Raw genomic sequence first — 22,457 nt, forward strand, 5'->3', positions numbered from 1 at the left:
CCTGCCTTTCTATGGTTGTTGGTTTTGGATGTCTATTTTAAAGGTGTGGGTTTCATTGTGTAGGGTTACTTTCACCACAAGAGTGCCCGGCTTAATGGGTTTGGGGTCGATCACCACAAAGCCCCCCTTCGCCTTGCCATTGGGTCTTAGGGTGGAGCGTTTGAGGTAGTTGATCGCCATGATTTTAAAGGCTTGGCGTTCCTCTTGCATGATCTCTTGGGTTTGCACATCGTCCATCATCATAAAAGGCATGCCAAACATCATGTCATAGGCCAAGAAGCTGCCCTGCCCATAGTAAAACATCGAGGGGCCGATGCCATCTTCCACAATATTGCTATTGGGGGTGGCGATGTTGAATTTTTGCAACACAGGTTCAAAATCGTAGCTAGACTTCATCATCGCTTGAAAGCCCAGCACGGGTAAAGGGTTGCCTTTTTCGCTCACAGAGATGTTAGAGGTATCGAAGTTCACGGGGTTACCGCTCAAAATCTGTGCACCCACATAGATCACAAGGGGTGGATTGTCTAAACCTTTTAATTTCTTTTGGGCAACCTCAATTTGGACTTTAGAATCGGGCTTGGCTGAGGTTAAAACCTGTATGCCATTATTGTAACTAGTGATTTTTTCAGGTTTGACTTGGTAGCTCACACAACCTGTCAATAAACTTAGAGCAAGGAAATATGATGCAGATTGGGTTTTCATGGACTCTCCTTTCAATTTTCTTTGGGCTTAGCTTAGAACTCAAAGCGATTCCCAAAGAAACTGTAATCAGCCCCCTTTTCCTTGTGAAACACCTTTTCTAACTGCTCCTTAATGTCATAGTAGCTAAAACTTTCTTTAAAGCCCTCAATTTTGCCCCCACTGGCGTTTTTATGCCCCCCTCCATTAAAATATTGTTTACTTAAGTTACTCACATCGCATTTTCCATTAGAGCGCAGACTCACAGACCCCTTAGGGCTCACATCGATATAAAAGTCAAATTCGGGGTTCTGCTCTAAAAAGAGATTGGCCAACACGCTAATGCCCCCCATGCTATAGCTCAAAAACCCCTTTTTGCCCTCACACTCCAGGGTGCATTCCTCTTTTTTCTGTGAGAGTAGGGCGACTTGGGCGTTGGAGGCGATGTTGTCCATCGTTTCTAAATCCGGATTGCCCCCTAGAGCGATTTTTTTGAGCCTAAATAAATCGTTATCAAAGGCAACCTCACCCCTTTCTTGGTGCAGATAGTCGGGCACTTTCTCTAAAAGGGCGAATTTATATGCCCTATGCTCCTCGTCAAACATGAAGCGGTTGAGCTCGTGGGTGCTAGAGATCATGCGCATGCACACCTTGCCAAATTCAAAGCCAAAGCCCCCCTCTTGCCAAATGTCAATGGAGTTGATCATCTCTACCATTGGGGCTAGGTTTTCTATGTTTTCTAAAGGGGAGTAGAGCTTTTGCAAAGTTTCAAAGGTGATTTTAGACGCACTGCGCTCCGTGTCTAAATGATACCAATGATAGATTTTTGCTGCATCTTGGCCGGTGGCATGGTGATCTAAAAGCAAGAGTTGCACCTCAAGCCCTTGCACACGCAGGGCATCGCTTTGCTCTTGCAAAAACTGCGCCTCATTTAGGGTTAGATTTAAATCTGTTACCAAAATTAAAATCTTGCGCTTGGGCTCTAGGGCTTTGCTGATGTCATCCAAGATTTCGTGCAACCTTGCGCTCACCTCTCGCCCATAATTGGCGTTGTAAAATTTAATGTCTTTAAAAAAATGGTGGCTGACAAATTGGCATCCATAGCCGTCTAAATCAATGTGGGATAAGTGGAAAACTTGCATGTTGGTCCTTAAAAATTAATGTTGATGGTGCCTAGCACCTCGTATTTAGCGTTGGTGTCTAGCTCGGCGTGGCTGAGCACCACAATGTCGATTTTAAACTGTTCCATTTTGGTGGAGAGCGGACGGCGCAACTCGGGATCGACGATGAGAATCACCGGCGCGATCCCCCGCTGTAAGATTTTCATAGACTCGGCAGACACATGTTCGATGAGCTGTTGCATTTCAGTGGCGTTTAACAATAAGAATTTGCCCGAAGCTTGGTCCTTGAGTTTGTTTAATAAAAACTGCTCGGTGGCGGTGCCTAGCGTAAGTAATTTTAAGCTCCCGTCCTCAGATTTAAAAATATTGGTGATGACCCTTGAAAGCCGTGCGCGCACCTGTTCGGTTAAAATGGTGATATCGTTTTGCACGCTGGGGGCGATGTCGGTGATGGTTTCTAAAATTGTGAGCATGTCTTTAATGGGGATTTTCTCGTGCAACAATTCTTGCAACACCGAGCGGATCACCCCTGTGGGGATCTTCTTTGCCTCCTCCACAATCGCCGGGTAGTCATTGCCCAGCCGCTCTAAAAGCGATTTCACCTCGTCTTTGGTGATGAACTCCTCAGCGTAATTTTTGACCAATTCGCTGGTGTGCGTGGCGATCACGGTGGAGGGATCGATGATTGTATAACCCTGAATAATGGCTTCTTCTTTGTCCTTAGGCTCGATCCACAAAGCGTCCATGCCAAAGGCGGGCTCTTTGGTGGGGATGCCCTCGATCTCCTTGCCCGCAAAGCCCGTGTTCATGGCTAAAAAGCGCTCGGGCATCACGCTCCCATCGCCGATCGTGATCCCCTTTAATTTGATCTCATAATGCGTGGGGGGCAGTTGCAAATTATCGCGGATGCGGATTTGTGGCATCAAAAAGCCATAATCGCTGGCGATCTTTTTACGGATACCCCGAATGCGCTCTAGCAAATCCCCCCCCTGTTTGACATCGGCAAGAGAGATGAGCTGGTAGCCTAAAGCAAGCTCTAAAAACTCGATCTTTAGCACTTCATTGATGGCTTGCTCTTCCTCTTTTTTGATCTCTTCTGCACTCTTTTGGGGGCGGGTGGTGGGGGCTTGATCGGCGGTGGCGGTGGGCTTGTGGCTCAAGTCAATGCCCGTTTTTTTACTCAGCCACGCCTCAAACTTAGAAAATAAATTGTCCTTGCCCTCTCTGGAGATGAGCCATGCGATGAATAAAAACAAGCTCCCCACAAAGAACAGCGAAAAGGTGGGCAGCCCGGGCACACTAGCAAAAAGCAAGAGAATAAAGCCCACAATGATTAAGGTTTTGCTCTTGTCGGTAAGCTGGGTGATGAGCTTGCTGGCGAAGTTTTCTTCCTCGTGCTGGGTGGTGCGGGTGGCGACAATGCCCGTAGCCGTGGCGATGATCAAAGCGGGGATTTGGCTTACCAGCCCATCGCCAATGGTTAGGACGGTGAAGGTGGATGCGCTGTAAGCCATCGTCATGTCCCTTTGGAACACCCCGACTAAAAAGCCCCCGATGATGTTGATTAGGGTGATGATGATGGACGCGATCGCATCGCCTTTAACGAATTTGCTTGCCCCGTCCATTGCGCCATAAAAATCCGCTTCTTGGCTAAGCGCTGCCCTTCGTTTTTTGGCCTCTTCATTGTCGATCAGCCCCGAATTTAAATCCGCATCGATCGCCATTTGCTTACCGGGCATCGCGTCCAAAGCAAAACGCGCGCGCACTTCAGTAACACGGGTCGAACCATTGGTAACCACTAATAAATTCACCAACACTAAAATGCTGAAAATGATCGTGCCGATGACATAGTTCCCGCTCACCGTGAATTCGCCGAAGGCACTGATGATGTCGCTCACGGCACTGGGACCCTTGTAGCCCTGCGTTAAAATCATGCGGGTGGTGGCGACATTGAGCGCAAGGCGGTAAAGCGTCACAATCAAGAGTAAAGTGGGGAAGGCACTAAAGTCTGTGGGCTTGGTGATGTAAAGCCCGATTAAGATAATCAACACTGATAAGGCAATAGAAATTGTCAGCAAGAAGTCGAGCAAAAAGGGGGGTAGGGGCACAATGATGATCGCCAAAATTGCGATCACAAAGGCGACAACGGTCAAGTCCTTAGACTGGGTGAGTTGCCTTAAAAAAGGGAAAGTCCGCTTTAAAATGCTCTTTTGCTTGTTACGCGCCACTAACTGCCTTGAATTAAATTGCGTTAAAATCCTAGCATTTTACAATTTTTCATGTAAAATTTGACTTTTTTAGGTTATAATGCGAGCTTATGTAAAAATTTCCTATTAGGAGGTCTTCATGGCTTTAAGTACGGAGAAGAAGCAAGAGATCATTAAACGCTTCGCCCGACAAGACAACGACACAGGTTCATGCGAGGTGCAAATCGCCCTTTTGAGCCAAAGGATTGCGGATTTAACCGCTCATTTAAAAAACAATCCCAAGGATCACTCTAGCCGTTTGGGGCTTTTAAAACTCGTGGGGCACCGCAAAAACCTGCTCAAATACCTCAAAGAAACCCAGCATGATCGCTATGTAGTGCTTATTGAAGCATTAGGTATTAAGAATCGTTAAGCCCCCGATGTGGCTCTCACTCGATCGCCACAAGCTAGCGACCCTCTTTTTCTCCCTTTTTTTCATCCTTTCTTTTAAAAAGCCAAGCCCCCAAATTTTAATGGTGGTGCTGGCAGTGGGAGCCCTACTCTACTACAAGGCCTACAAACCCCCGTTGCAACTAAAACCCTTTAAATGGCTCATCGCCTCCATGCTCGCCATGTTCTTGGTGGTGTTGCCCAACTTATTTGTGGGTGAAGATTTGGAAGCGTGGCATTACAATTTGCGCTCTTTAAACATGCCCCTAGTCTATGTGCTGGGTGTGGTTGCGATTGTTTGCCTAAGCAGCACCCAAGTGCGCCTCAACACCAAAATTTTATTTTACAGCATGGCCTTTGCCTGTTTTTTCAATGGGGGGTTTGCGCTCGTGCAAAAGGTCTTTTTAGACATGGCACGGGTGATGGGCTTTAGCACGATTGTGGGCTTTGTAACGCTCACTTCTATGGCGCTTTTTGGCTGCTTTATCTACGCCTTGCAGACAGACAAACGCCAAGAAAAACGGCTCTTTAGCGCTGCCATGCTTTGTGGGTTTTTGGTGGTGCTCTTTAGCGCCACTAGAAGTGCCTTGATCGCCTTTGTGGTTACTTTTTTAGCCCTCTGCTTCTTCTTAAGGCGCACCAAGAAATGGCGCTACATGGGGTTTATGGCGCTGTGCTTTGGGGGGTTATTCTTGTTAAACCAAGCCCTAGAGCAGCACGCCCTTTTACATGCAGCAAGGACCAAAGACGAGAGCTTTAGCCAAGACCTGCAACTCTATGCCCAAAAAAACCCCGATTCGAGCATTGGTGCGCGCCTTGCCCGCTGGCAAGAAGCCCTAGCTATCGCTAAGCTCTCGCCCCTTATTGGCATGAGCCTTAGCACGAAGTGCAAACGCCTAGATGAGATTTTGAGCCTCTCCCACTCTTATAGAAAAGCGAGTGAAATCGATTGTCGGGAAAAATACGACAATGAGTTTTTCAACACCCTAGCGCATAGGGGGGTCTTGGGGCTAGTGGCGTTGTTGTGGTTTTTATGCGTGCTGTGGCGCTTTTTTGCCAAGAGAAAAGACAACATCGGGGTGTTCATCTGCGCCATGCTGGTCTTTTATATTGTCTTGGGGATCGGTTTTGACCCCTTTGATTTTTTCATTGAGGGCAGCTTTTTTGTGGGGATGGTGGTTATGGGAGCAATCGCAAAGCAATTGCCCGCAGAGCAACTGCTTGCCACAACGAGCAAAGACCCAGTCTAGCGGGCTCTACCCACTTTCACCATTTTATTGCGTAGCTCAGCTAAAGTGCCTTGCAAGGGGATTTGTTTAGGGCAGGTGTCGTGGCAACCAATGAGGCTCATGCATCCAAAAACCCCGTCATCATCGCCCACTAATTCATAAAAATCGTCATCGCTACGTTCGTCATGCGAGTCGATCAAAAAGCGCATGGCGCGGTTCATCCCCGCCGCCCCAATGAAGTTTTCGCGCATGAGCTTTGTTCCACAAGCCGCAATGCAACACCCGCATTCAATGCAACGATCGAGCTCAAAGACATTTTGCGCTTCATCGGGATCAATGCGCTCTTCGGGCTTGGTGATGTCCACTTCCTTTTTATGGTGCGCCCAACTCTCAACTCTTGCGTTCATCCCCGCAAACCACGCGCCCGTATTCACGCTCAAATCCTTAATCAAGGGAAAAGAGGGCATGGGCATGAGTGTGATGACATTTTCGCTAAAGCTCGAGGTTAAGGTTTTGCACGCCAAACGGGGTCTCCCATTAACCATCATCGCACAGCTGCCACAAATGCCCGCCCGACACACAAAGTCAAAGCTAAGGTCCGGATCTAGCTGTTCTCTAATCATCCCTAGGGCAATGAAGAGCGTCATTGAGGGGATTTCCTCTAGCTGATAATCCTTAAAGTGGGGTTTAGACACCGCACTTTGGGGGTCAAATTTTAAGGTACGGATGGTGATCTGGCGTCCCATTTATTCTCCTTTTCTTTGGTCGTCTAGGCGGACATTGCGCGCCTTGTATTTGGGTTGTAAATCAAAGGGCATTAAAGCCTCTTGCAAGGCGTAGCGATCCCCCCTTGAGCTTGGATGCGTTCTGTGATTTCTTTGATCTCAGCGTCCCTTTGCTCTTTAAGCGGGTGGGGGATAAAGTTACCCTTTGCCCCATAGCCCCTAAAGTCGGGGCTGAGCTCCATTTTCATGATGTCTAAGGGCTCATACTCTAGGGTGGGCAAGGTTTGGTTAGGATCAGGCCAAGAGGCTAGGGTGCGGTTTAACCAATTTGCATCATCTCTTTTGGGGTGGTCTAAGCGGGTGTGTGCGCCCCGACTTTCGGTGCGATCTAATGCCCCCTTAGCGATGCAAAGGGCGATTTTGAGCATTTTTTGGGTGCGGTAAGCGTCCTCAAGCTCGGGGTTGTTATGCGTCTTTTCGTTTTTCACATGGATATGTTTAGAGCGTTTATAAAGTTCCTCTAACTCATTTACAGCGGCTTCTAGGGAGTGCCCCTCTCTAAACACCCCAACTTTCTCATCCATGATCTCGCGCATGCGCTCCCTGATTTCATAGACGCTTTCCTTTCCATCGTTGTGGAGCAACTCTTGGATATGATCGTGGCTTTTTTGGATGAACTGCTCCACAATGTGGGTGCTAATATCTAACTCTGCACCCTTACAATACTCAGCGAAGTAATCCCCGATGATCATGCCCGCCACAACCGCCTCGCTCACGGAGTTGCCCCCCAAGCGGTTAAAGCCGTGCAAATCCCAACACGCCGCCTCGCCCGCACAAAATAGCCCTTTTAGGTGGCTATGCCCCTTGTAATCGGTGCGTAGCCCCCCCATAGAGTAGTGTTGCATGGGCTTAATAGGCACCCAACCTTTTTGTTTGGGCGCACCGGGGCCAAAATCCGGCTCATCAGCGGGCATGCCCTTCATGTTTTCTTCGGTCTCTAGGCTGTCATCGGCTGCGTCAATACCCGCAAAGGTGTGGGCAATGTCGTGCACATCCCGTAGGTTTTTCTCCACATGCGCACGCCCTAAAATCGCAATGTCTAGCCACACATGGTCTCCATAGGGCGAATTTGCCCCATAGCCCTTTTTAATGTGCTCTAAAATGCGGCGGCTCACCACATCGCGGCTGGCTAGCTCTTTTTTCTCTGGCTCGTAAGCGGGCATGAAACGCCGCCCGAATTTATCGCGCAAAATCCCCCCATCGCCCCTACACCCTTCTGTCATCAAAATCCCGCTAGGCACTAAAGCAGTGGGGTGGAATTGCACCGCCTCCATGTTGCCCAGTTTTGCCACGCCCGTTTCTAAAGCGGTCGCAATGCCCACTCCATCGCAGATCACGGCGTTGGTGGTGTGCTTATACACCCGCCCATAGCCGCCTGTGGCTAAAAGTGTGCCCTTAGACACATAACCCACGAGCTCGCCGGTGATCAAGTCGCGCACCACCGCTCCGTAGCACTTGCCCCCGTGGTGGATCAAGGCGATCATCTCTTTGCGATCCTCAATTTTCACCTTATGGTGCAGGGCTTCGTTGGCCACGGCGTAAAGCATGGTGTGCCCGGTCGCGTCCGCAGTAAAGCAGGTGCGCCATTTTTTTGTCCCCCCAAAGTCGCGGCTTTGGATATAGCCGTGCCGATCCTCTCGCTCGGTGATCGTCACATGCTCGCCATTGATCACTGCGGGGCGATCGCCCTTTTTAATGCGCGTCCAAGGCACACCCCAGCTAGCTAATTCTCTAATCGCCTTGGGGGCGGTGGTGACAAACATTCTAGCCACTTGCTGATCGCAACCCCAGTCGCTCCCTTTCACTGTGTCCAAAAAGTGCAAATCCTCGTTATCGCCCTCGCTCATTTTGGCGTTGCCAAGGCTGGCTTGCATGCCCCCTTGGGCGGCTGCTGAGTGGCTGCGCCTAACAGGCACTAAGGAGAGCACGATCACATCTAAGCCCACTTGGCGGCACGCAATGCTAGCGCGCAGTCCCGCCAACCCTCCGCCCACAACCAACGCATCGCAATAAACTACTTTCATTTTTGTCCTTTAGTCTTTATGGAGTTGTTCGTCCGCTTGCACGGCTTGTTGCATGCTAGCAATCTCGCCCTTTTGCATGATCCCGTGTTTGACATAAGAGCCATAGGTGAGCAGCCCTAGCACGATAAAAAACACACTCATGCCCCATTTGATTTTGCGTAATTGATCGATCCCTAAGTCTTTAAACCAACCCCATTTAATGGCGAGGCGGTAAAGCCCGATCGAGCCGTGCAGCTCTACAGCAATTAATAAGAAAATATAAAGTAACCAAAAATGCTGGCTCACAAAGCGGTAAGAAGAGGTGTGCGGACCGATGCTATGCGGGGCGGTGAGCATCACAAATAGGTGGACACTGGCTAAAAAGAACATCGCAAAGCCCGTCCCCACTTGCACCATCCATAGGCTCGTATCGCCGTGTTTCATTAGATACTTATGGGTTTGGAAAATTTTATACTGCCTGTAATTGATGGGGAACTTGCGCAAAGCTAAAAAGGCGTGGGCGACTAGGATGATGATCACCGCTGCCGCCACCGCACTTACAATCGCCGGCTCGCCTGCTTTGATAAACAGACTTCCCTCAAAGAATTTTGTCACCGCAAGCATGGCTTTATCGCTGATTAAAATACTACTGACTAGAAACATGTGCGCAATCATAAACAAGGCTAGAATGAGCCCTGTCGCGCTTTGCAAAAAGTCGAGCTTGGCATACATCCCGCTTTTTTTGCGCTCCGCCCCCACGCCATAATAACCCTCAATGATTTCCTCTTGTTGCATGCAACACTCCTAAGATGATTACGATTGAAAAATGATAGCAAAATTATGGTAACTTTTTAGCGATTTTTGCCATGTTTTGCTAAGATATAGCAAATTTTGGGAGTACATCGTGAAATTTATCTTGGCTAATTTTAAATCCTATGCGCTTGATTTATTGCCCTATTTGGAGCGTTTAAAGAAAAATCTACCTCAAGAATTAGCCCCTTTCATCACGCTTTTTCCCTCTTTAAGTGCCCTTGGAGCGGGCAAAATCTCTTGTGTGGCTTTGGGCGCACAAAACGCCTATCCTGCTCTTGAGGGGGCTTTCACGGGCGAAGTTACTTTGCACGCCCTGCAAGAGTGGGGGATTAGCTCACTTTTAATTGGGCATAGCGAGAGGCGTTTGTTGCTGGGCGAAACGCCTAGCTTTTGTTTAGAAAAGTTTCATTTCTTTAGAGAACAGGGTTTTCAAATTGTCTTTTGCATTGGCGAATCGCTGGATACAAGAAATTTAGGACAAAAGGCGACTTTGGATTACCTTTCAACACAACTTGAGGGGATCGACTTGGAGTATCCTAAGCTCATTGTCGCCTATGAGCCGATTTGGGCGATTGGCACGGGGGTGAGTGCACGAGATAGCGACATTGCTAGCACCATAGGCGGGCTAAAACAAGCCCTAAAGTCCCGTGTGCGTGTAGTCTATGGGGGGAGCGTGCAAGCAAGCAATGCTGAGGCTATTTTAAGCCTACCAGAAGTGGATGGTGTGCTCATTGGCAAGGCGTGCCTAGACCCTCAAGTGTTATTGGATATTATTAAAATCAGCAGTACAAAGGAGTTTGCATGACTTTCAACACTTTAAAAGAAATCTACTCCATCGAAGCCACCCTGCCCCCAAATTTTAAGGATTTTGAGATTGTCGGGGTTGCCCCCCTAGAGCTAGCCACTCCCAATCACTTAAGCTATGTGGATCAAAAATCCTATGTCAAAAAACTCAAAGACACCAAAGCTGGGGGGGTGCTCATCCGTGCCGAATATGCAAGCAAGGTCCCAAGTGCGAGCCAAGCCATCATCACACAAAACCCCCATTTAGCCTTTGCTAAAATCTCGCACGCCTTTAAGGTGGATATGTTCAAAACCCCCAGCACCAAAACCCCCCCCAATTTGGGCGCAAATGTAACGCTCATGCCCCATGTCGTGGTGGGCGAAGGGGTTGAGATTGGAGACAACACGATTATTATGGCAAATGTGGTTTTAGGAGACGGGGTGAAAATTGGCAAGAATTGCAAGATTTACCCCAATGTTACCATTTATCAAAACACGCAAATTGGCAATGAAGTGATCATCCACGCCAACAGCGTGATCGGCAGCGATGGCTTTGGCTACGCGCATACCGAGCTAGGCGCACACATCAAGATTGAGCACACGGGCATTGTGCAGATCGACGACTTCGTGGAAATTGGGGCAAACACCACGATCGACCGCGCTGTTTTTGGCACAACCCATATTAAACAAGGCGTGAAAATCGATAATTTGGTGCAAGTGGGGCATAATTGCGTGCTGGGCGAGCATTCGATCATCGTGTCTCAAGTGGGGCTTTCAGGTTCGACCACTATGGGGCGCAATGTGGTTTTGGGCGGACAGGTGGGCACAGGGGGGCATATGCACATCGGGGAATTTACCCAAATTGGGGGCAAGGGGGCGGTGGGCAAAGACTTACCCCCGCACACCAACTACGCAGGGGCAATTCCGGCAATGGAGATCCACGAGTGGCACCACTTCCTAGCCACGCTTAGGCGTTTTGCCAAAAAGCAAAAGCCGAGTTTGATTGACAAAGCGAAAGGGTTGTGGAAACGCTAATGACACAGAGTAAGAAAATCCGCTCAGTCATCGCAGCGGCAAGCGGCAACTTGGTAGAATGGTTTGACTTTTATATCTATGCCTTTAGCGCAACCTACTTCGCCCACTCTTTTAGCGAGTCGAACAACCTCATCATCCAACAAATCCAAGTTTTTGGGATTTTTGCAGTGGGCTTTTTCATGCGCCCCTTGGGCTCGTGGATTTTTGGCTCTCTAGCCGATAAAGTCGGGCGCAAAAAGTCCATGATCATGTCCGTGGTTTTGATGTCCATTGGCTCTTTTATGATCGCCGCCCTGCCGACTAAGGATAGTGTGGGGGATTTGGCGATCTTATTTTTACTGCTGGCGCGCATGGTGCAGGGGCTTAGCGTGGGCGGGGAGTATGGCATTGTGGCGACTTATTTGTCTGAGCTTAGTTCTAAGGGCAATCGGGGCTTTTACAGCTCCTTTCAATACAGCACCTTAATCGGGGGGCAGTTTTTAGCGGTGGCGAGCATTGGCGTCTTGATGATGTTCTTTAGTCTAGCGCAGGTGAGTGCCTTTGCGTGGCGGATTTTATTTGTGCTGGGTGGGTTACTCGCTTTGGGCTCTTTAGTAGCGCGGCGTTTAATGGATGAGAGCTCGAGCGAGTTAGAAGAGCATCAAGATCGGGGGACTTTAAAGGCACTCTTACCCCACTTTAAGACTTGTTTTATTGTGTTTGTCATCAGCGCAAGCGGGTCGCTCGCCTTTTACACGATCACCACCTACGCCAAAACCTACCTAGAAAATGCCGGCATGGCTAAACCTGTGGTGAATGATGTCTTTGTTTTTGGGCTTTTAATCCTCATGCTCATCCAGCCGCTCTTTGGCTACATTGGCGATAAAATCAGCCACAGACGGGCGGTCATCACCTTTTCAATCTTGGCGTTCTTTGGCATCGCTCCGCTCTTTAGGGTCATGTCTATGTACGCCCACAACACCACGATCGCCTTTTTAGCCGTGCTCGCTCTCTTTTTAATCCTCAGTTTCTACACTTCGGTATCTGGGATCTTTAAAGCCTCGCTCTTCCCTGAGCATGTGCGTGCGCTTGGCACGGGCTTTAGCTTTGCGCTAGGCAATGCGATCTTTGGGGGCTCTACTCCCTACATTGCTCTGCAATTCAAGCACTACCACATAGAAAACGGCTTTTTTGTCTATGTTGCCGTGATGATGGCGTGCATGTTTGCCGCCGCCATGTGTTTGCCTAAAAAACCCATTTTGGACTGATTAAGGGTTTTTTTGCAACGCTTTTTGTGCATTTGTCTGCTTGTATGCCCGCTGTTTTTCAGCGGGTGTCTTGCCACCATTGCCAAAAAACGCCCCGATCACATCCACCTTTTAGAAAGCTACCAACCCCTAAAAACCCCCCTAGGGCAGGTGTACGCCCAAACCTTGAACCAAAATCCTAAGCAGAGTTTGGGCTTCATTTTGCAAGATGGGGACAGAGCCTTGTTACAACGCATCGCCTTAATCCGCCTAGCCACGCACAACATAGACATACAGACCTACCTTTACAAGAACGACATTTCTTCACGGGTGATGATGTCGGAGCTTTACAAGGCGGCCAATCGGGGGGTGAAGGTGCGCCTTTTGATTGATGACAATGGGCTAGATTCGGACATGTCCGACATCATCATGCTAAACACCCACCCCAATATTGATGTCAAAATCTTTAACCCCTATCGTGTCCGCAATAAGGGACTACGCTATTTAGAAATGATGGCGTGCTACGACCGCATTAAAAAGCGCATGCACAATAAAATTTTCATTGTGGATAATGTAGCTCTAGTGATTGGGGGGCGCAACATCGCCGATGTCTACTTTGACAACGACCTAGAAGAAAACTTTTTAGACACGGACGCGCTCTTTTTGGGGGCGGTGAGCCTAAAAGCCAAGCAGAGTTTTTTAGAATATTGGAACTTTAAAGGCGCGATCCCGGCTAATTTACTGCCTAGCCACAGAAAACTAAAGAAATACGCCAAAACCTACGCCAAGAGCCTCTCTAAACTCTTACTAAACGATCAGAGCACCTATGACAAGGAAGTACAAGCCTTCATCCAAAAGTTCATCAATAAACGAAACAAGGGCTACCTAGGGCGGGCTTACTTTGTTGCCGATCGCCCTGAAAAAATCTACGCCCTAAACCCTAAATCCCCCATCAACCACGCCCTGCAAGAGATTTTAAAGCACACCACAAACAGCCTCTACATTGCCTCGTCTTATTTAATCCCCGGCCCCGCCCTGCTTAAAACCTTTAAACAGAAACTAAGCGAGGGACTAGAGCTTAGCATTTTAACCAACTCGCTCGCCTCCACAGATGCAATTGTGGTTTATGGGGCGTGGGAGAGATACGCCAAAAAGTTAGTCAAGGCAGGGGCTAATGTCTACGAAACCAAGAGCGAACTCTCCCGCTACATTAAATACACCCGTAAGGGGGGGGTGCACTTTAAAATCAAGGGTCGGCTTAAAAACTCTCTGCACAGCAAGATTTTAATCTTTGATAGCCAACTGACTTGGATTGGCAGTTTCAACTTAGACGCACGCTCGGCGCAAATCAACACTGAGTCGGTCGTGGTCTTTGATAACCCCGCCTTTGCCACCTACTTGCAACGCCGCATGCAAGAGCAAATGCGCGATAGCTGGCACCTGATTTTAGAAAGGCACGCCTTGCACTCTAAATTGATTTGGGAGGGCGTGGAGGATGGGCAGGTGGTGCGCCACACCAACCCCCCCGACACCTCCCCCTTTTTGCGCTTCATTAAAAATTGGTCTAAGATTTTGCCCGAAGATGAGCTGTAGAGCGCGAAATGCTTAAATTCTTGCCAAGACTTTGCCAATATGTCCCCTTTGGTGTGCGTGCGAGGGCGATGGCATTTACCCATTTTGCTAAGCTAGATAGTAGCCAAGCCCACACTGCCGGTGGCTACCCCTAATACATCTAAACCACCCACTTTGTTTAAATTGAGTTTATTTGATTATGCTGGCAAATATAATCTAAATCTAAGTTGGCGAAGCGACTAATATAGGCTTGTGGCAAGAGAGCTTGTAAGGTGGGGTTGTTGTAGCCTAGAAAGGTGATTTTATTTACCCTTGCACTCTCATAGTCACTCTTGCTATCTCCGATCAAGACCATTTCGCTAGGCTTATAGCCATACTTGGTGCAAAGATTTGCTAAGACTTTAGCCTTAGACGGGGGCGCACCCTCGATGCTCTTAAAATAGGGCGAAATCCCCAAAAACGCGCAGAGTGCCTGCAACTCAGTGTGCAGAGCCGCCGAGGCGATATGGAAAATATACTTTTCGTGATTGGCTTTCACAAAGTCCATCACCTCTAAATTTAAATGCTCTTTTGAGAACAAGTCCTTTTCAATGATGTGCCCGAACTCCTCCACTAGGGCGTTGATCTTGTCCGCATCTATGGTTTTCTTTAAAATTTGGGTGTAAAAGTGCGCAATTTTATCAAAGCGGCTCACCCCCCCATTAGCGTAATGGTAATCCTCAAACGCCTTTAGGGCAGTCTCATCTGCCTTGGTGTGCCGCCTAAACAATTCCTTAAACCCCTCCCCCTTTAAGTGCATGCTATCAAACACCACTCCATCAAAATCCCACACCACAACTTTTAGCGCCATGCTAGCCCCTTTCTGCTACACCCTACCAAATTTACGCTGTCTTTGGTTAAACGAAGCAATGATTTTGGCCAAATGTGTGGGCGTGAAATCGGGCCAGAGCACCGGGCTAAAGAACAGCTCGGCGTAGCTGGATTGCCACAGCAAGAAATTAGACAAGCGCATCTCCCCACCTGTGCGAATCAACAAATCCACATCGGGTAACCCCGCCGTATCTAAATGCGCCCCGATGAGCTCTTGCAAATCCCCCTTTAGCCCCAACTCCAGCACCTGCCCACATGCCCTAGCGATCTCATCGCGTCCCCCATAGTTCAGGGCCAACACCTGCGTTAGGGCGGTGTGGCTGGCGGTTTCTTGTTCCAAATTTAAAATGGTTTTTTGCAAAGCGGGGCTGAATTTTTTTAAATTGCCGATCGCCTTGAAGCGGATTTTATGCTCTAAGTAAGTGGGGCGCTCTTGCACGAGGTATTTTTTGAGCATCCGCATTAAAAAATCCACTTCGCTTTTAGGGCGACTCCAATTCTCAGTAGAAAAAGCGTAAAGCGTGAGATAGGCGATGTGTTCTTTGGCGCACCAAATGGTGATGTTTCTTAAAGCATTGATTCCTTGCTGGTGTCCGTGCGTTCTAGGCTTGCCCTGCAATCTTGCCCACCGCCCATTGCCATCCATGATGATGGCCAAATGCGCTAAGTTATTCATCGCTGCACGAATCAACCAAGTAGGCAATGTGCTGGAAGGGGATGTTAGAGTGTTGGCTTAAGCCCACTTCGCAGGTGCTGGAGCTGCAAAAGCCCTTTTTAAGTTTTTTATCTTGATAAAAGCTAGTGAAGTCTAACAAGGCGTGGTCGTTGAGTTCAGGCGTTAAAAAACCCTTGTTGCCCGCAAAACCGCAACAACCCGTGTCGGTGTGCTCCACAACCTTGCCGCTCACGCATGCCTTAGCCAAATCCCGCATGTTTTGCGCATAGCCTAAGCGTTTGGCCGCACACATGGTGTAAAGCGCAATATCCTCGTTTAAGCGCGTGATTTTTAAATGGGGCAGTAAAAACTCTTGGATGAAAATGGGCATGTCATAGATTTTTAGCCCCGTGTGCTCTAATTGCTCGATCAAATACGCGCTGCATGCGCTGTGGTCTAGCACAATGGGGATTTGGCCATTATTAGACAACTCTTTTAGAAGTTTGGCATTTTTCTCGGTGTTTTGCACACTTAAATCTTTATAGTCAATGAACGCCTTGCCACAACAAAACTTGGGCAACTCTTTAGGATAAATCACCCCAAAGCCTGCCTTTTGACACAGCGACTCGAACACCTCTTGCAAACTACGCGGATCGGGCATGAGTTTTGAAGGCGCAAAGGCACGGTTGATGCAAGTGGAAAAATACAGCACGTTTTGGTCGCTAGGCTTGCTGGTGAGTTTAAATTTATTCCTTCTTGGCATGTAATTTGGGGCAATGGGCGTGTGGATTTTGGTGTGCAACTTTTGGCTGCACTTGTGGATAAAATTTGCCCCTAATGCTACTTGCCCCACTTGCACCGCGCCAAGCCCCACTTTTAGCCCTCCCACCACAACATCCATGTGCTTTAAAATTTCTTTTGCCACTAGGGGGGCTTTTTCTTTGGTGCGGGTTTTGAGTGCAATCGTGGCGCTGTCAATGCCTAAAGGGCAGAGCGTGGAGCACATATGGCACGCCGCACAAGTTTCATCGCTCAGGTATTTATAGCCCTCCAAAAGCTCTTCTAGTAAAACTTTATCCGTGGCTAGTCCCTGCGCTGCTCTTTGGCTTAAGTAGGCGATCTCGCGCTGTAAACCTATGCGCTGGCGGGGGGTTAAGGACAAATACCGACTAGGGCAAATGCGCTCACAGAACCCGCACTCCATGCAAGGCTCAATCTCGGGGGCAATGGGCACGCTCTCTTTTAAGTTCTTGGCGTGGATTTGCGGGTCGTTGGAGAGAATCACATCGGGGTTTAAGAGTTTGTCCGGGTCAAACAAGGCTTTAATGCGCTCGCAAATTTGATAGGCCTTCTCACCCCACTCTAATTTGACAAAGGGGGCGACCATGCGCCCTGTGCCATGCTCGGCCTTGATCGAACCTTGCAAGGACACGACCATTTGGGCCAAATCCTCCATGAGCGCACTAAATTGCGTCCTCTCAGTGGGGTTTTCTAGTAGGGGGGTGATTAAAAAGTGCAAATTGCCACTTAAAGCATGCCCGAAAATCACACTATGTTCTTTAAAGCCATGCTTTTCTAACAAGCTTTGCAAGTTGGCAATTCCCTCTTGTAAATGCTCCATGTCAAAACATAAATCCTCTGTAATCACACTCGCCCCACTGCGCCGCCGCCCCGCCACAATGGGGAAAATGCTTTTTCTAATTTTCCACCATGCGTTGTAGACTTTGTGGTCTGTGCTTTGCTCTAGGGGTAAAACGGTGGGGACGGCTTGCAGTTTTTCGAGCACAAAGGCGCTGTTGGCTTCAAGGGTGCTTAGATTGGTGCTCTCAAGCTGCGCCAAAATGCACGAATACCCCGGCTTCACCTCATTTAGCACGCTAGGCATGCCCTCCGCCCCCTTCACGCTGGCTAGACACGCATAGTCCATTAACTCGGCGGCGCTGATTTTATCCGCATTTTGTGCCAAAATTTGCACCCCCTTTAAGCCCTCTGCCAAAGTCTCGTAAAAGAGCAAGAAGCAGGTTTTATAAGGGTAGTCGGGCACACAATGCAACTCACAGCTAGAGATGAAGCCCAAAGTCCCCTCCGAGCCAATGAATAAATGGCTTAAAATATCTATGGGATCTTCAAAGTCTATGAGGGCATTTAGGCTATAACCCGTGGTGTTTTTGATTTTGTATTTCTTTTGGATCAAGGCGTGTAATTCTTTGTCCTCTAGCACTTCCTCACGCAGAGCCAATAACCCCTCTAAAAGGGGGGCGTGGCTTTGTTTAAATGCCTCCACGCTCTCTTGTTTGCTCGTGTCTAAGAGCGTGCCATCGGCTAAAACTACACGAATCGATTTTAAGGTTTTATAGCTGTTTTGCGCCACCCCGCAGCACATGCCACTGGCGTTGTTGGCTAAAATCCCCCCCACCATGGCGGTCGCAATGGTCGCCGGATCAGGCCCGATCTTTTTTTGATAGACTTTTAGGGCGTTGTTGGCTTGTGCTCCAATCACCCCACAGCCAAGGCGCACACTCGCCCCCGCATCTTGGGGCGTGATCTCCTGCCAGCCTAAATTTGCCATGACAAGCACCCCACTGCCGCATGCTTGCCCCGACAAAGAGCTGCCCGCCGCTCTAAAGGTTAGAGGAGTGTTGTGCTTTTTGGCTAGATCACAAAGGCGCATGACCTCGCTCTCGTGGCGCACCTTTACGACCAATTCGGGGACATAGCGATAGCATGACGCATCGATGCCATAGACCACACGGCGTAAATAATCCTTATAGACGCGATCGCCTAAAAACTCTCGGGCTTCTTGGTAAAAGGCGGTGTAATTGTGTGACATAAAATATCCTCAAATTAAGCTTTTCAAAATACAAAAAGCATTTTACTACTTTTCTTGGTTGTTTATCTTTGTGTGTGAAAATGTGCTAAAATCCCCTCAAAATTTTTAAAGGATAGTTATGGAAAGTGCTTACACACACCAGCTCGTGGAGCTTGGACATTTCAATCCCAAAGATTATTGCGTGATTGATGTCAGGGATGCAGAGAGTTACCACAAATCGCATTTAAAAGAGGCGATCCATATGGACGACCTGAACGCCATTAAAAGGTTTGCCCTAGAACACCCCCAAGATAAGGTTTTGTTGCAATGCTGGCGAGGTAACACCGCCGCCCAGTATGCCAACGCTTTACACGGCGTGGGTGTATCCAACATTTACTTTTTGAAAGCAAATTTTGAAGACTTTAAGGCTTCGGGCTTAGAAGTTCTAGAAAATTAGTGCGCCCGATTGTTGTGATCGGCAGTGCGATCACAGGGGACGCAAAAGCAGCACTAGGGCCCCGTGTCAGCTACCTAGCTTGTAGTCAAATTGTCTATTTGCCCCTAAATTTGGACAATCTAACCCCTCCCTTGCCTTCTTTAAAAGCTTTGCTTTTTACTTCTAAACACGCCCCCTTGAGTTTAGAGCACAATTTAAAAAACACCAATACCCTCGCCTTTCTAAAAAGCTTGCCCACCTTTGTGCTCGCCCCAAAAAGCGCACAAATGGCAAAAAGTCTAGGCTTTAATGTTGCCTTTGTGGGGCAAAGCGGACATGCCAAGGGCTTTGTTAAAGAAATTAAAGACCTTTTGCCACAGCCCACGCTCTTCGTGCGCGCTCAAAGTGTCGCCACAAATGCCCTAGACTTTTTACCCTCTTTGGTTGCCTACAAAAACATCCCATTAATGCTAGCGCAAACGCAAAAGCCCAAGCCCCACTCCGTGCTGGTGTTCACTGCCCCTAGCAGTTATAGGCATTTTTTAAAAAATTTTGCTTGGGATTCTAGCTATGTGGCCGTAGCCATCGGGCAAAGCACCTTAAACGCTCTTGATCCGCATATTTGCGCCCATTTAAGCCCAGAAACGAGCCTTGAAGCCTGCCTAGAGTTAGCCAAAACGCTTTAAATCTTTGCTAACATTTTTAAAAATTTAAAGGATTGGCATGCATTTGATGTTTTTATTAGCGGCACTGGGCGGGGCTGTGGGGGCTAGTTTGCGCTATTTTGTGGGCAAGATCGCGCCCACGAAGTTATGGATTTGGCAGAGTTTTCCTGTAGGCACTTTTAGCGTGAATTTGATCGGCTGCTTTGTGATCGGCTTTGCGGGGCATTTGGCGGCTAAATCCATCTTGGGCGATAAAATGAGCGTGTTTTTTATCACGGGGGTACTGGGGGGTTTTACGACTTTTTCCTCTTTTGGGCTAGACACTTTAAAGCTCTTACAAAAGCAAGCCTTTAGCGAGGCGATCGCCTATGTGGTGGGAAGCAACCTACTAGGGTTGCTCTGCGTAGTGGCTGGCTGGGGTTTAGCTAAACTCGTGCATTAGATTTTTGGGCTTTGATGTCTAAGAAGAAGCGGGCAAGGATGATGGTCTGTAAAAGCGTGGCAAAAAAGTTAAATATAGGAATCAAAGAGAATAAGTAAGCCACAATGGCGACTTTGTGGTGGGGGACTTTGTATTCCTTGAGCACTTCTTGATAGGTTTCTTGGTTGTAAATGGAACTACCGATGTCAAAAGAGAGCGTGTTTTTAAAGAAAAAGTAATGCGGGATCAGGGACACGAACACCCCCACGAAGGGGATGAAGTACAGCGGGATACACACCACCAAGAACATGCACAAGTAGGCGAGTTGCTTTAAGAAATGCTGGATACAGCCCATGAAATCTCCGAAGTTTTCTAGGGGTAGGTTTGTGTAATCGCGCTTGTGTAAGTAGCAAATCACCACAGGGGTGTAAAAGAGCGAGATGAAGAGATTGCCGATCAAACTCAACATTAAGACGCAGAGCAACAAGAGCACATAGGCAAAAATCTTAATGGCGAGCAAGAACATGGCGGGCAAAAGCCCATTGGTGTGGGCGTAGTGATCCCAGCTCGTGGGTAAAAAGCCTTCAATGATGCGCACCATATTGCCCCCGAAGTGGAACAAAATCACTCCCCAAAACAGCACCCCTAAGAATACGGGTCCTAAGTTTAAAAACAACATTTTCCAGCTTAAGAAGTCTTTCCAGCTTTTATGGATGTTTTGTAGCGGTGTTTCCATTTTCCTTTTCCATTGTTAAGATAGTTCACTTTGTGGTTTAGTGGTTATATTAAGTTTAGCATGCTAAAATAATCCTTTCATGCCTTTGCAAATGCAAAGTTTCAATTCTACAATAGTCTGGAGAGTTTTATGGTTAAGAGAAGCATCGTGAGTTTGGTTTTGATGGGGGCGTTAGGTGTGGGTTTTGTGGGGGCAAAGACTTTAGCCACCGTGACTTTCCCCGCCCCTCAAGACACACCCACTAAGGGTAAACACCACAGAAAACACAAAGAAGCCCCTGCTAAACCCGAAGTGGTGGACATCACAGAGAGCGATTTTAATGTGATTAAGCAGCGCAACCCAAACTTTGACTTTGACAAACTCAAACCCGAGCAAAAAGAAGCCTTGCTAGAACAAGCCATCAACAATTTGTTGATTGAAAGAGAAGCTAAAAGAGAGAAACTAGACGAAACCGCTGACTTTGCCAAAAGGATGGCGAGCTATAAAAAACAACTTTTGGTTGAAACTTGGGCAAAACGCCAAGCTGAGGCGATCGGTAAAGAGGACATCCCCGAAGCTAAATTAAAACAATACTACGAGGCAAATAAAGCGCAATTCGTGCAACAAGAAGCCCACGCCCGCCACATTTTAGTAAAAACCGAAGCGGATGCCAAACGGGTGATCTCCGAGCTCAACAAAGTGCCTAAAACCCGTGTAGAAAAAGAATTTATCGAAATTGCCAACCGCGAATCCATCGACCCCAACACTAAAAACAGCAAAAATGGCGGGGATTTGGGCAAATTCCAAAAAAGCCAAATGGCACCCGAGTTTTCTAACGCTGTCTTTGCGCTCAAACCTGGCACCTACACAAAAACCCCCGTTAAAACTGAGTTTGGCTACCATGTGATTTATCTTAATAGCAAAAATGAGCCAAAAACCCCTACTTTTGAGCAAGCTAGGCAAACCATCATCGGTATCTTAAAAGAGCACAAGTTTCAAGAATATGTCAAGGGAGAGCTCGAGAAGTTGCGCAAACATGTACAAATAAACATCACCAAAGATTAGGGGGCTTACATGCTAGTTACGGGCATTGAGATTTTAAGCAAAGCCCATAAGGAGGGCTATGGAGTTGGGGCGTTTAACTTTGTCAATTTTGAAATGTTGCGCGCGATCTTTGAGGCAGCCGACACCGCCAAATCGCCCCTCATCGTGCAAGCCAGCGAGGGGGCGATCAAGTATTTGGGTATTGACATGGTGCTTAGCATGGTCTATACCATGAGCAAACGCTACTCGGACATCCCCGTCGCCTTGCACCTTGATCACGGCACCAGCTTTGAGAGCTGTAAAAAGGCGGTGGATGCGGGCTTCACTTCTGTGATGATCGACGCCTCGCATCACCCCTTCAAAGAAAATCTAAATCTCACTAAAGAAGTGGTGGATTACGCCCACTCCAAGGGGGTGAGCGTGGAGGCAGAGCTAGGACGGCTGATGGGCATTGAGGATAATATCTCCGTAGATGAAAAAGACGCAGTCTTGGTCAATCCTAATGAGGCTGAAGAGTTTGTGAAAGTGAGCCAAGTGGATTATTTAGCCCCGGCTATTGGCACGAGCCACGGGGCGTTTAAGTTCAAGGGCGAGCCCAAACTAGACTTTGATCGCCTTGTGGAGGTGAAAAAACGCACCAATATCCCCCTAGTCTTGCACGGGGCAAGCTCCATCCCTGAAAGCGTGCGCCAAGCCTTTTTAAGCACGGGCGGGGATTTAAAGGGCTCTAAAGGCGTGCCCTTTGACTTCATCGAGCAGTCCATCAAGGGTGGGATCAATAAAATCAACATCGACACAGATTTACGCCTAGCCTTCATCGGCCAAGTGCGTAAAATGGCAAACGAAAACCCCAGCGAGTTTGACTTGCGTAAATACTTCACCCCCGGCATAGAGGCGGTGAAAGCCGTCATTGTGGAGCGCATGCGTGTGCTTGGCAGTGCGGGTAAAATTTAAGGATTAA

The 22,457-nt window shown here is 48.1% G+C and carries 21 protein-coding genes and 1 pseudogene; 12 read left to right on the forward strand and 10 right to left on the reverse strand.

The window, feature by feature from the left end:
* Positions 1 to 9 precede the first annotated feature (9 nt).
* The 3 genes from K6J74_RS03040 to flhA are packed head-to-tail and all read right to left on the reverse strand — an operon-like array spanning position 10 to position 4,027.
* A complete protein-coding gene (locus tag K6J74_RS03040) occupies positions 10 to 702 on the reverse strand; it encodes a hypothetical protein (RefSeq protein WP_221272403.1) in 693 nt (230 codons plus the stop codon).
* Between the two features lie 32 nt (positions 703 to 734).
* On the reverse strand, positions 735 to 1,820 hold the full coding sequence (locus K6J74_RS03045; protein ID WP_221272404.1) for a DHH family phosphoesterase: 1,086 nt from the start codon (positions 1,818 to 1,820) through the stop codon (positions 735 to 737).
* Between the two features lie 8 nt (positions 1,821 to 1,828).
* On the reverse strand, positions 1,829 to 4,027 hold the full coding sequence (gene flhA / locus K6J74_RS03050; RefSeq protein ID WP_221272405.1) for a flagellar biosynthesis protein FlhA: 2,199 nt from the start codon (positions 4,025 to 4,027) through the stop codon (positions 1,829 to 1,831).
* A gap of 118 nt (positions 4,028 to 4,145) precedes the next feature.
* Here flhA and rpsO point away from each other — a divergent pair, with 118 nt between their 5' ends.
* Both rpsO and K6J74_RS03060 read left to right on the forward strand, forming a co-directional pair.
* Positions 4,146 to 4,418, forward strand: a complete 273-nt coding sequence (gene rpsO, locus K6J74_RS03055) for a 30S ribosomal protein S15 (protein ID WP_221272406.1) — start codon at positions 4,146 to 4,148, stop codon at positions 4,416 to 4,418.
* Between the two features lie 7 nt (positions 4,419 to 4,425).
* A complete protein-coding gene (locus K6J74_RS03060) occupies positions 4,426 to 5,685 on the forward strand; it encodes an O-antigen ligase family protein (protein ID WP_221272407.1) in 1,260 nt (419 codons plus the stop codon).
* On the opposite strand, the gene K6J74_RS03065 is transcribed toward K6J74_RS03060, so the two are convergent.
* The 3 genes and pseudogenes from K6J74_RS03065 to K6J74_RS03075 all read right to left on the reverse strand — a co-directional run bounded on the left by K6J74_RS03065 (position 5,682) and on the right by K6J74_RS03075 (position 9,247).
* Positions 5,682 to 6,410, reverse strand: coding sequence for a fumarate reductase iron-sulfur subunit (locus tag K6J74_RS03065; RefSeq protein ID WP_221272408.1), 729 nt, complete (start codon positions 6,408 to 6,410; stop codon positions 5,682 to 5,684). The two genes, K6J74_RS03060 and K6J74_RS03065, sit on opposite strands and share 4 nt — an antisense overlap.
* Positions 6,411 to 8,473: pseudogene (locus tag K6J74_RS03070) on the reverse strand (fumarate reductase flavoprotein subunit). It lies immediately after the preceding gene.
* 9 nt (positions 8,474 to 8,482) lie between these two features.
* A complete protein-coding gene (locus K6J74_RS03075; protein WP_221272409.1) occupies positions 8,483 to 9,247 on the reverse strand; it encodes a fumarate reductase cytochrome b subunit in 765 nt (254 codons plus the stop codon).
* 106 nt (positions 9,248 to 9,353) lie between these two features.
* Here K6J74_RS03075 and K6J74_RS03080 point away from each other — a divergent pair, with 106 nt between their 5' ends.
* From K6J74_RS03080 to K6J74_RS08495, 5 genes are read left to right on the forward strand one after another with little or no spacing between them, the layout of a single operon-like run.
* Positions 9,354 to 10,070 carry a triose-phosphate isomerase gene (locus tag K6J74_RS03080; protein WP_221272562.1) on the forward strand — a complete coding sequence of 239 codons (717 nt, stop codon included), beginning with the start codon at positions 9,354 to 9,356 and terminating at the stop codon, positions 10,068 to 10,070.
* Positions 10,067 to 11,083: a UDP-3-O-(3-hydroxymyristoyl)glucosamine N-acyltransferase gene (lpxD, locus tag K6J74_RS03085; protein ID WP_260321684.1), complete on the forward strand. Its 1,017-nt coding sequence runs from the start codon at positions 10,067 to 10,069 to the stop codon at positions 11,081 to 11,083. Before K6J74_RS03080 ends, lpxD begins: the two co-directional genes overlap by 4 nt.
* Positions 11,083 to 12,330 (forward strand): MFS transporter, encoded by a 1,248-nt coding sequence (locus K6J74_RS03090; RefSeq protein WP_221272410.1) that lies wholly within the window; start codon positions 11,083 to 11,085, stop codon positions 12,328 to 12,330. The genes lpxD and K6J74_RS03090 overlap by 1 nt, the downstream gene beginning before the upstream one ends.
* Before the next feature lie 12 nt (positions 12,331 to 12,342).
* Positions 12,343 to 13,902: a phospholipase D family protein gene (locus tag K6J74_RS03095; protein WP_221272411.1), complete on the forward strand. Its 1,560-nt coding sequence runs from the start codon at positions 12,343 to 12,345 to the stop codon at positions 13,900 to 13,902.
* Positions 13,903 to 13,910: 8 nt separating this feature from the next.
* Positions 13,911 to 14,036: a hypothetical protein gene (locus K6J74_RS08495; protein WP_260321685.1), complete on the forward strand. Its 126-nt coding sequence runs from the start codon at positions 13,911 to 13,913 to the stop codon at positions 14,034 to 14,036.
* 23 nt (positions 14,037 to 14,059) lie between these two features.
* On the opposite strand, the gene K6J74_RS03100 is transcribed toward K6J74_RS08495, so the two are convergent.
* Genes K6J74_RS03100 through K6J74_RS03110 form a run of 3 tightly spaced genes read right to left on the reverse strand, consistent with a single transcriptional unit; the run spans position 14,060 to position 18,236 of the window.
* Positions 14,060 to 14,731 (reverse strand): HAD family hydrolase, encoded by a 672-nt coding sequence (locus K6J74_RS03100; RefSeq protein ID WP_221272412.1) that lies wholly within the window; start codon positions 14,729 to 14,731, stop codon positions 14,060 to 14,062.
* A 15-nt stretch (positions 14,732 to 14,746) separates the two neighbouring features.
* Positions 14,747 to 15,427, reverse strand: coding sequence for a di-trans,poly-cis-decaprenylcistransferase (locus K6J74_RS03105; protein WP_221272413.1), 681 nt, complete (start codon positions 15,425 to 15,427; stop codon positions 14,747 to 14,749).
* Entirely contained in the window at positions 15,420 to 18,236 is a 2,817-nt protein-coding gene (locus K6J74_RS03110; protein WP_221272414.1) for an FAD-binding and (Fe-S)-binding domain-containing protein, read from the reverse strand. Before K6J74_RS03110 ends, K6J74_RS03105 begins: the two co-directional genes overlap by 8 nt.
* 118 nt (positions 18,237 to 18,354) lie before the next feature.
* Here K6J74_RS03110 and K6J74_RS03115 point away from each other — a divergent pair, with 118 nt between their 5' ends.
* From K6J74_RS03115 to crcB, 3 genes are read left to right on the forward strand one after another with little or no spacing between them, the layout of a single operon-like run.
* Positions 18,355 to 18,672 carry a rhodanese-like domain-containing protein gene (locus K6J74_RS03115; RefSeq protein ID WP_221272415.1) on the forward strand — a complete coding sequence of 106 codons (318 nt, stop codon included), beginning with the start codon at positions 18,355 to 18,357 and terminating at the stop codon, positions 18,670 to 18,672.
* Positions 18,672 to 19,337, forward strand: coding sequence for a uroporphyrinogen-III synthase (locus K6J74_RS03120; RefSeq protein WP_221272416.1), 666 nt, complete (start codon positions 18,672 to 18,674; stop codon positions 19,335 to 19,337). The genes K6J74_RS03115 and K6J74_RS03120 overlap by 1 nt, the downstream gene beginning before the upstream one ends.
* Before the next feature lie 37 nt (positions 19,338 to 19,374).
* Positions 19,375 to 19,758, forward strand: a complete 384-nt coding sequence (gene crcB, locus K6J74_RS03125; protein WP_221272417.1) for a fluoride efflux transporter CrcB — start codon at positions 19,375 to 19,377, stop codon at positions 19,756 to 19,758.
* Here crcB and K6J74_RS03130 read toward each other — a convergent pair.
* Positions 19,742 to 20,473, reverse strand: coding sequence for an EI24 domain-containing protein (locus K6J74_RS03130; RefSeq protein ID WP_221272418.1), 732 nt, complete (start codon positions 20,471 to 20,473; stop codon positions 19,742 to 19,744). The two genes, crcB and K6J74_RS03130, sit on opposite strands and share 17 nt — an antisense overlap.
* 129 nt (positions 20,474 to 20,602) lie before the next feature.
* Here K6J74_RS03130 and K6J74_RS03135 point away from each other — a divergent pair, with 129 nt between their 5' ends.
* Together K6J74_RS03135 and K6J74_RS03140 are read left to right on the forward strand one after the other, a co-directional pair.
* On the forward strand, positions 20,603 to 21,517 hold the full coding sequence (locus K6J74_RS03135; RefSeq protein WP_221272419.1) for a peptidylprolyl isomerase: 915 nt from the start codon (positions 20,603 to 20,605) through the stop codon (positions 21,515 to 21,517).
* A 9-nt stretch (positions 21,518 to 21,526) separates the two neighbouring features.
* Positions 21,527 to 22,450 (forward strand): class II fructose-bisphosphate aldolase, encoded by a 924-nt coding sequence (locus K6J74_RS03140; RefSeq protein ID WP_221272420.1) that lies wholly within the window; start codon positions 21,527 to 21,529, stop codon positions 22,448 to 22,450.
* Positions 22,451 to 22,457: the final 7 nt, after the last annotated feature.

Origin of the sequence: Helicobacter sp. NHP19-012, assembly GCF_019703325.1 — a bacterium.
In the GTDB taxonomy this organism is placed as follows: domain Bacteria; phylum Campylobacterota; class Campylobacteria; order Campylobacterales; family Helicobacteraceae; genus Helicobacter; species Helicobacter gastrofelis.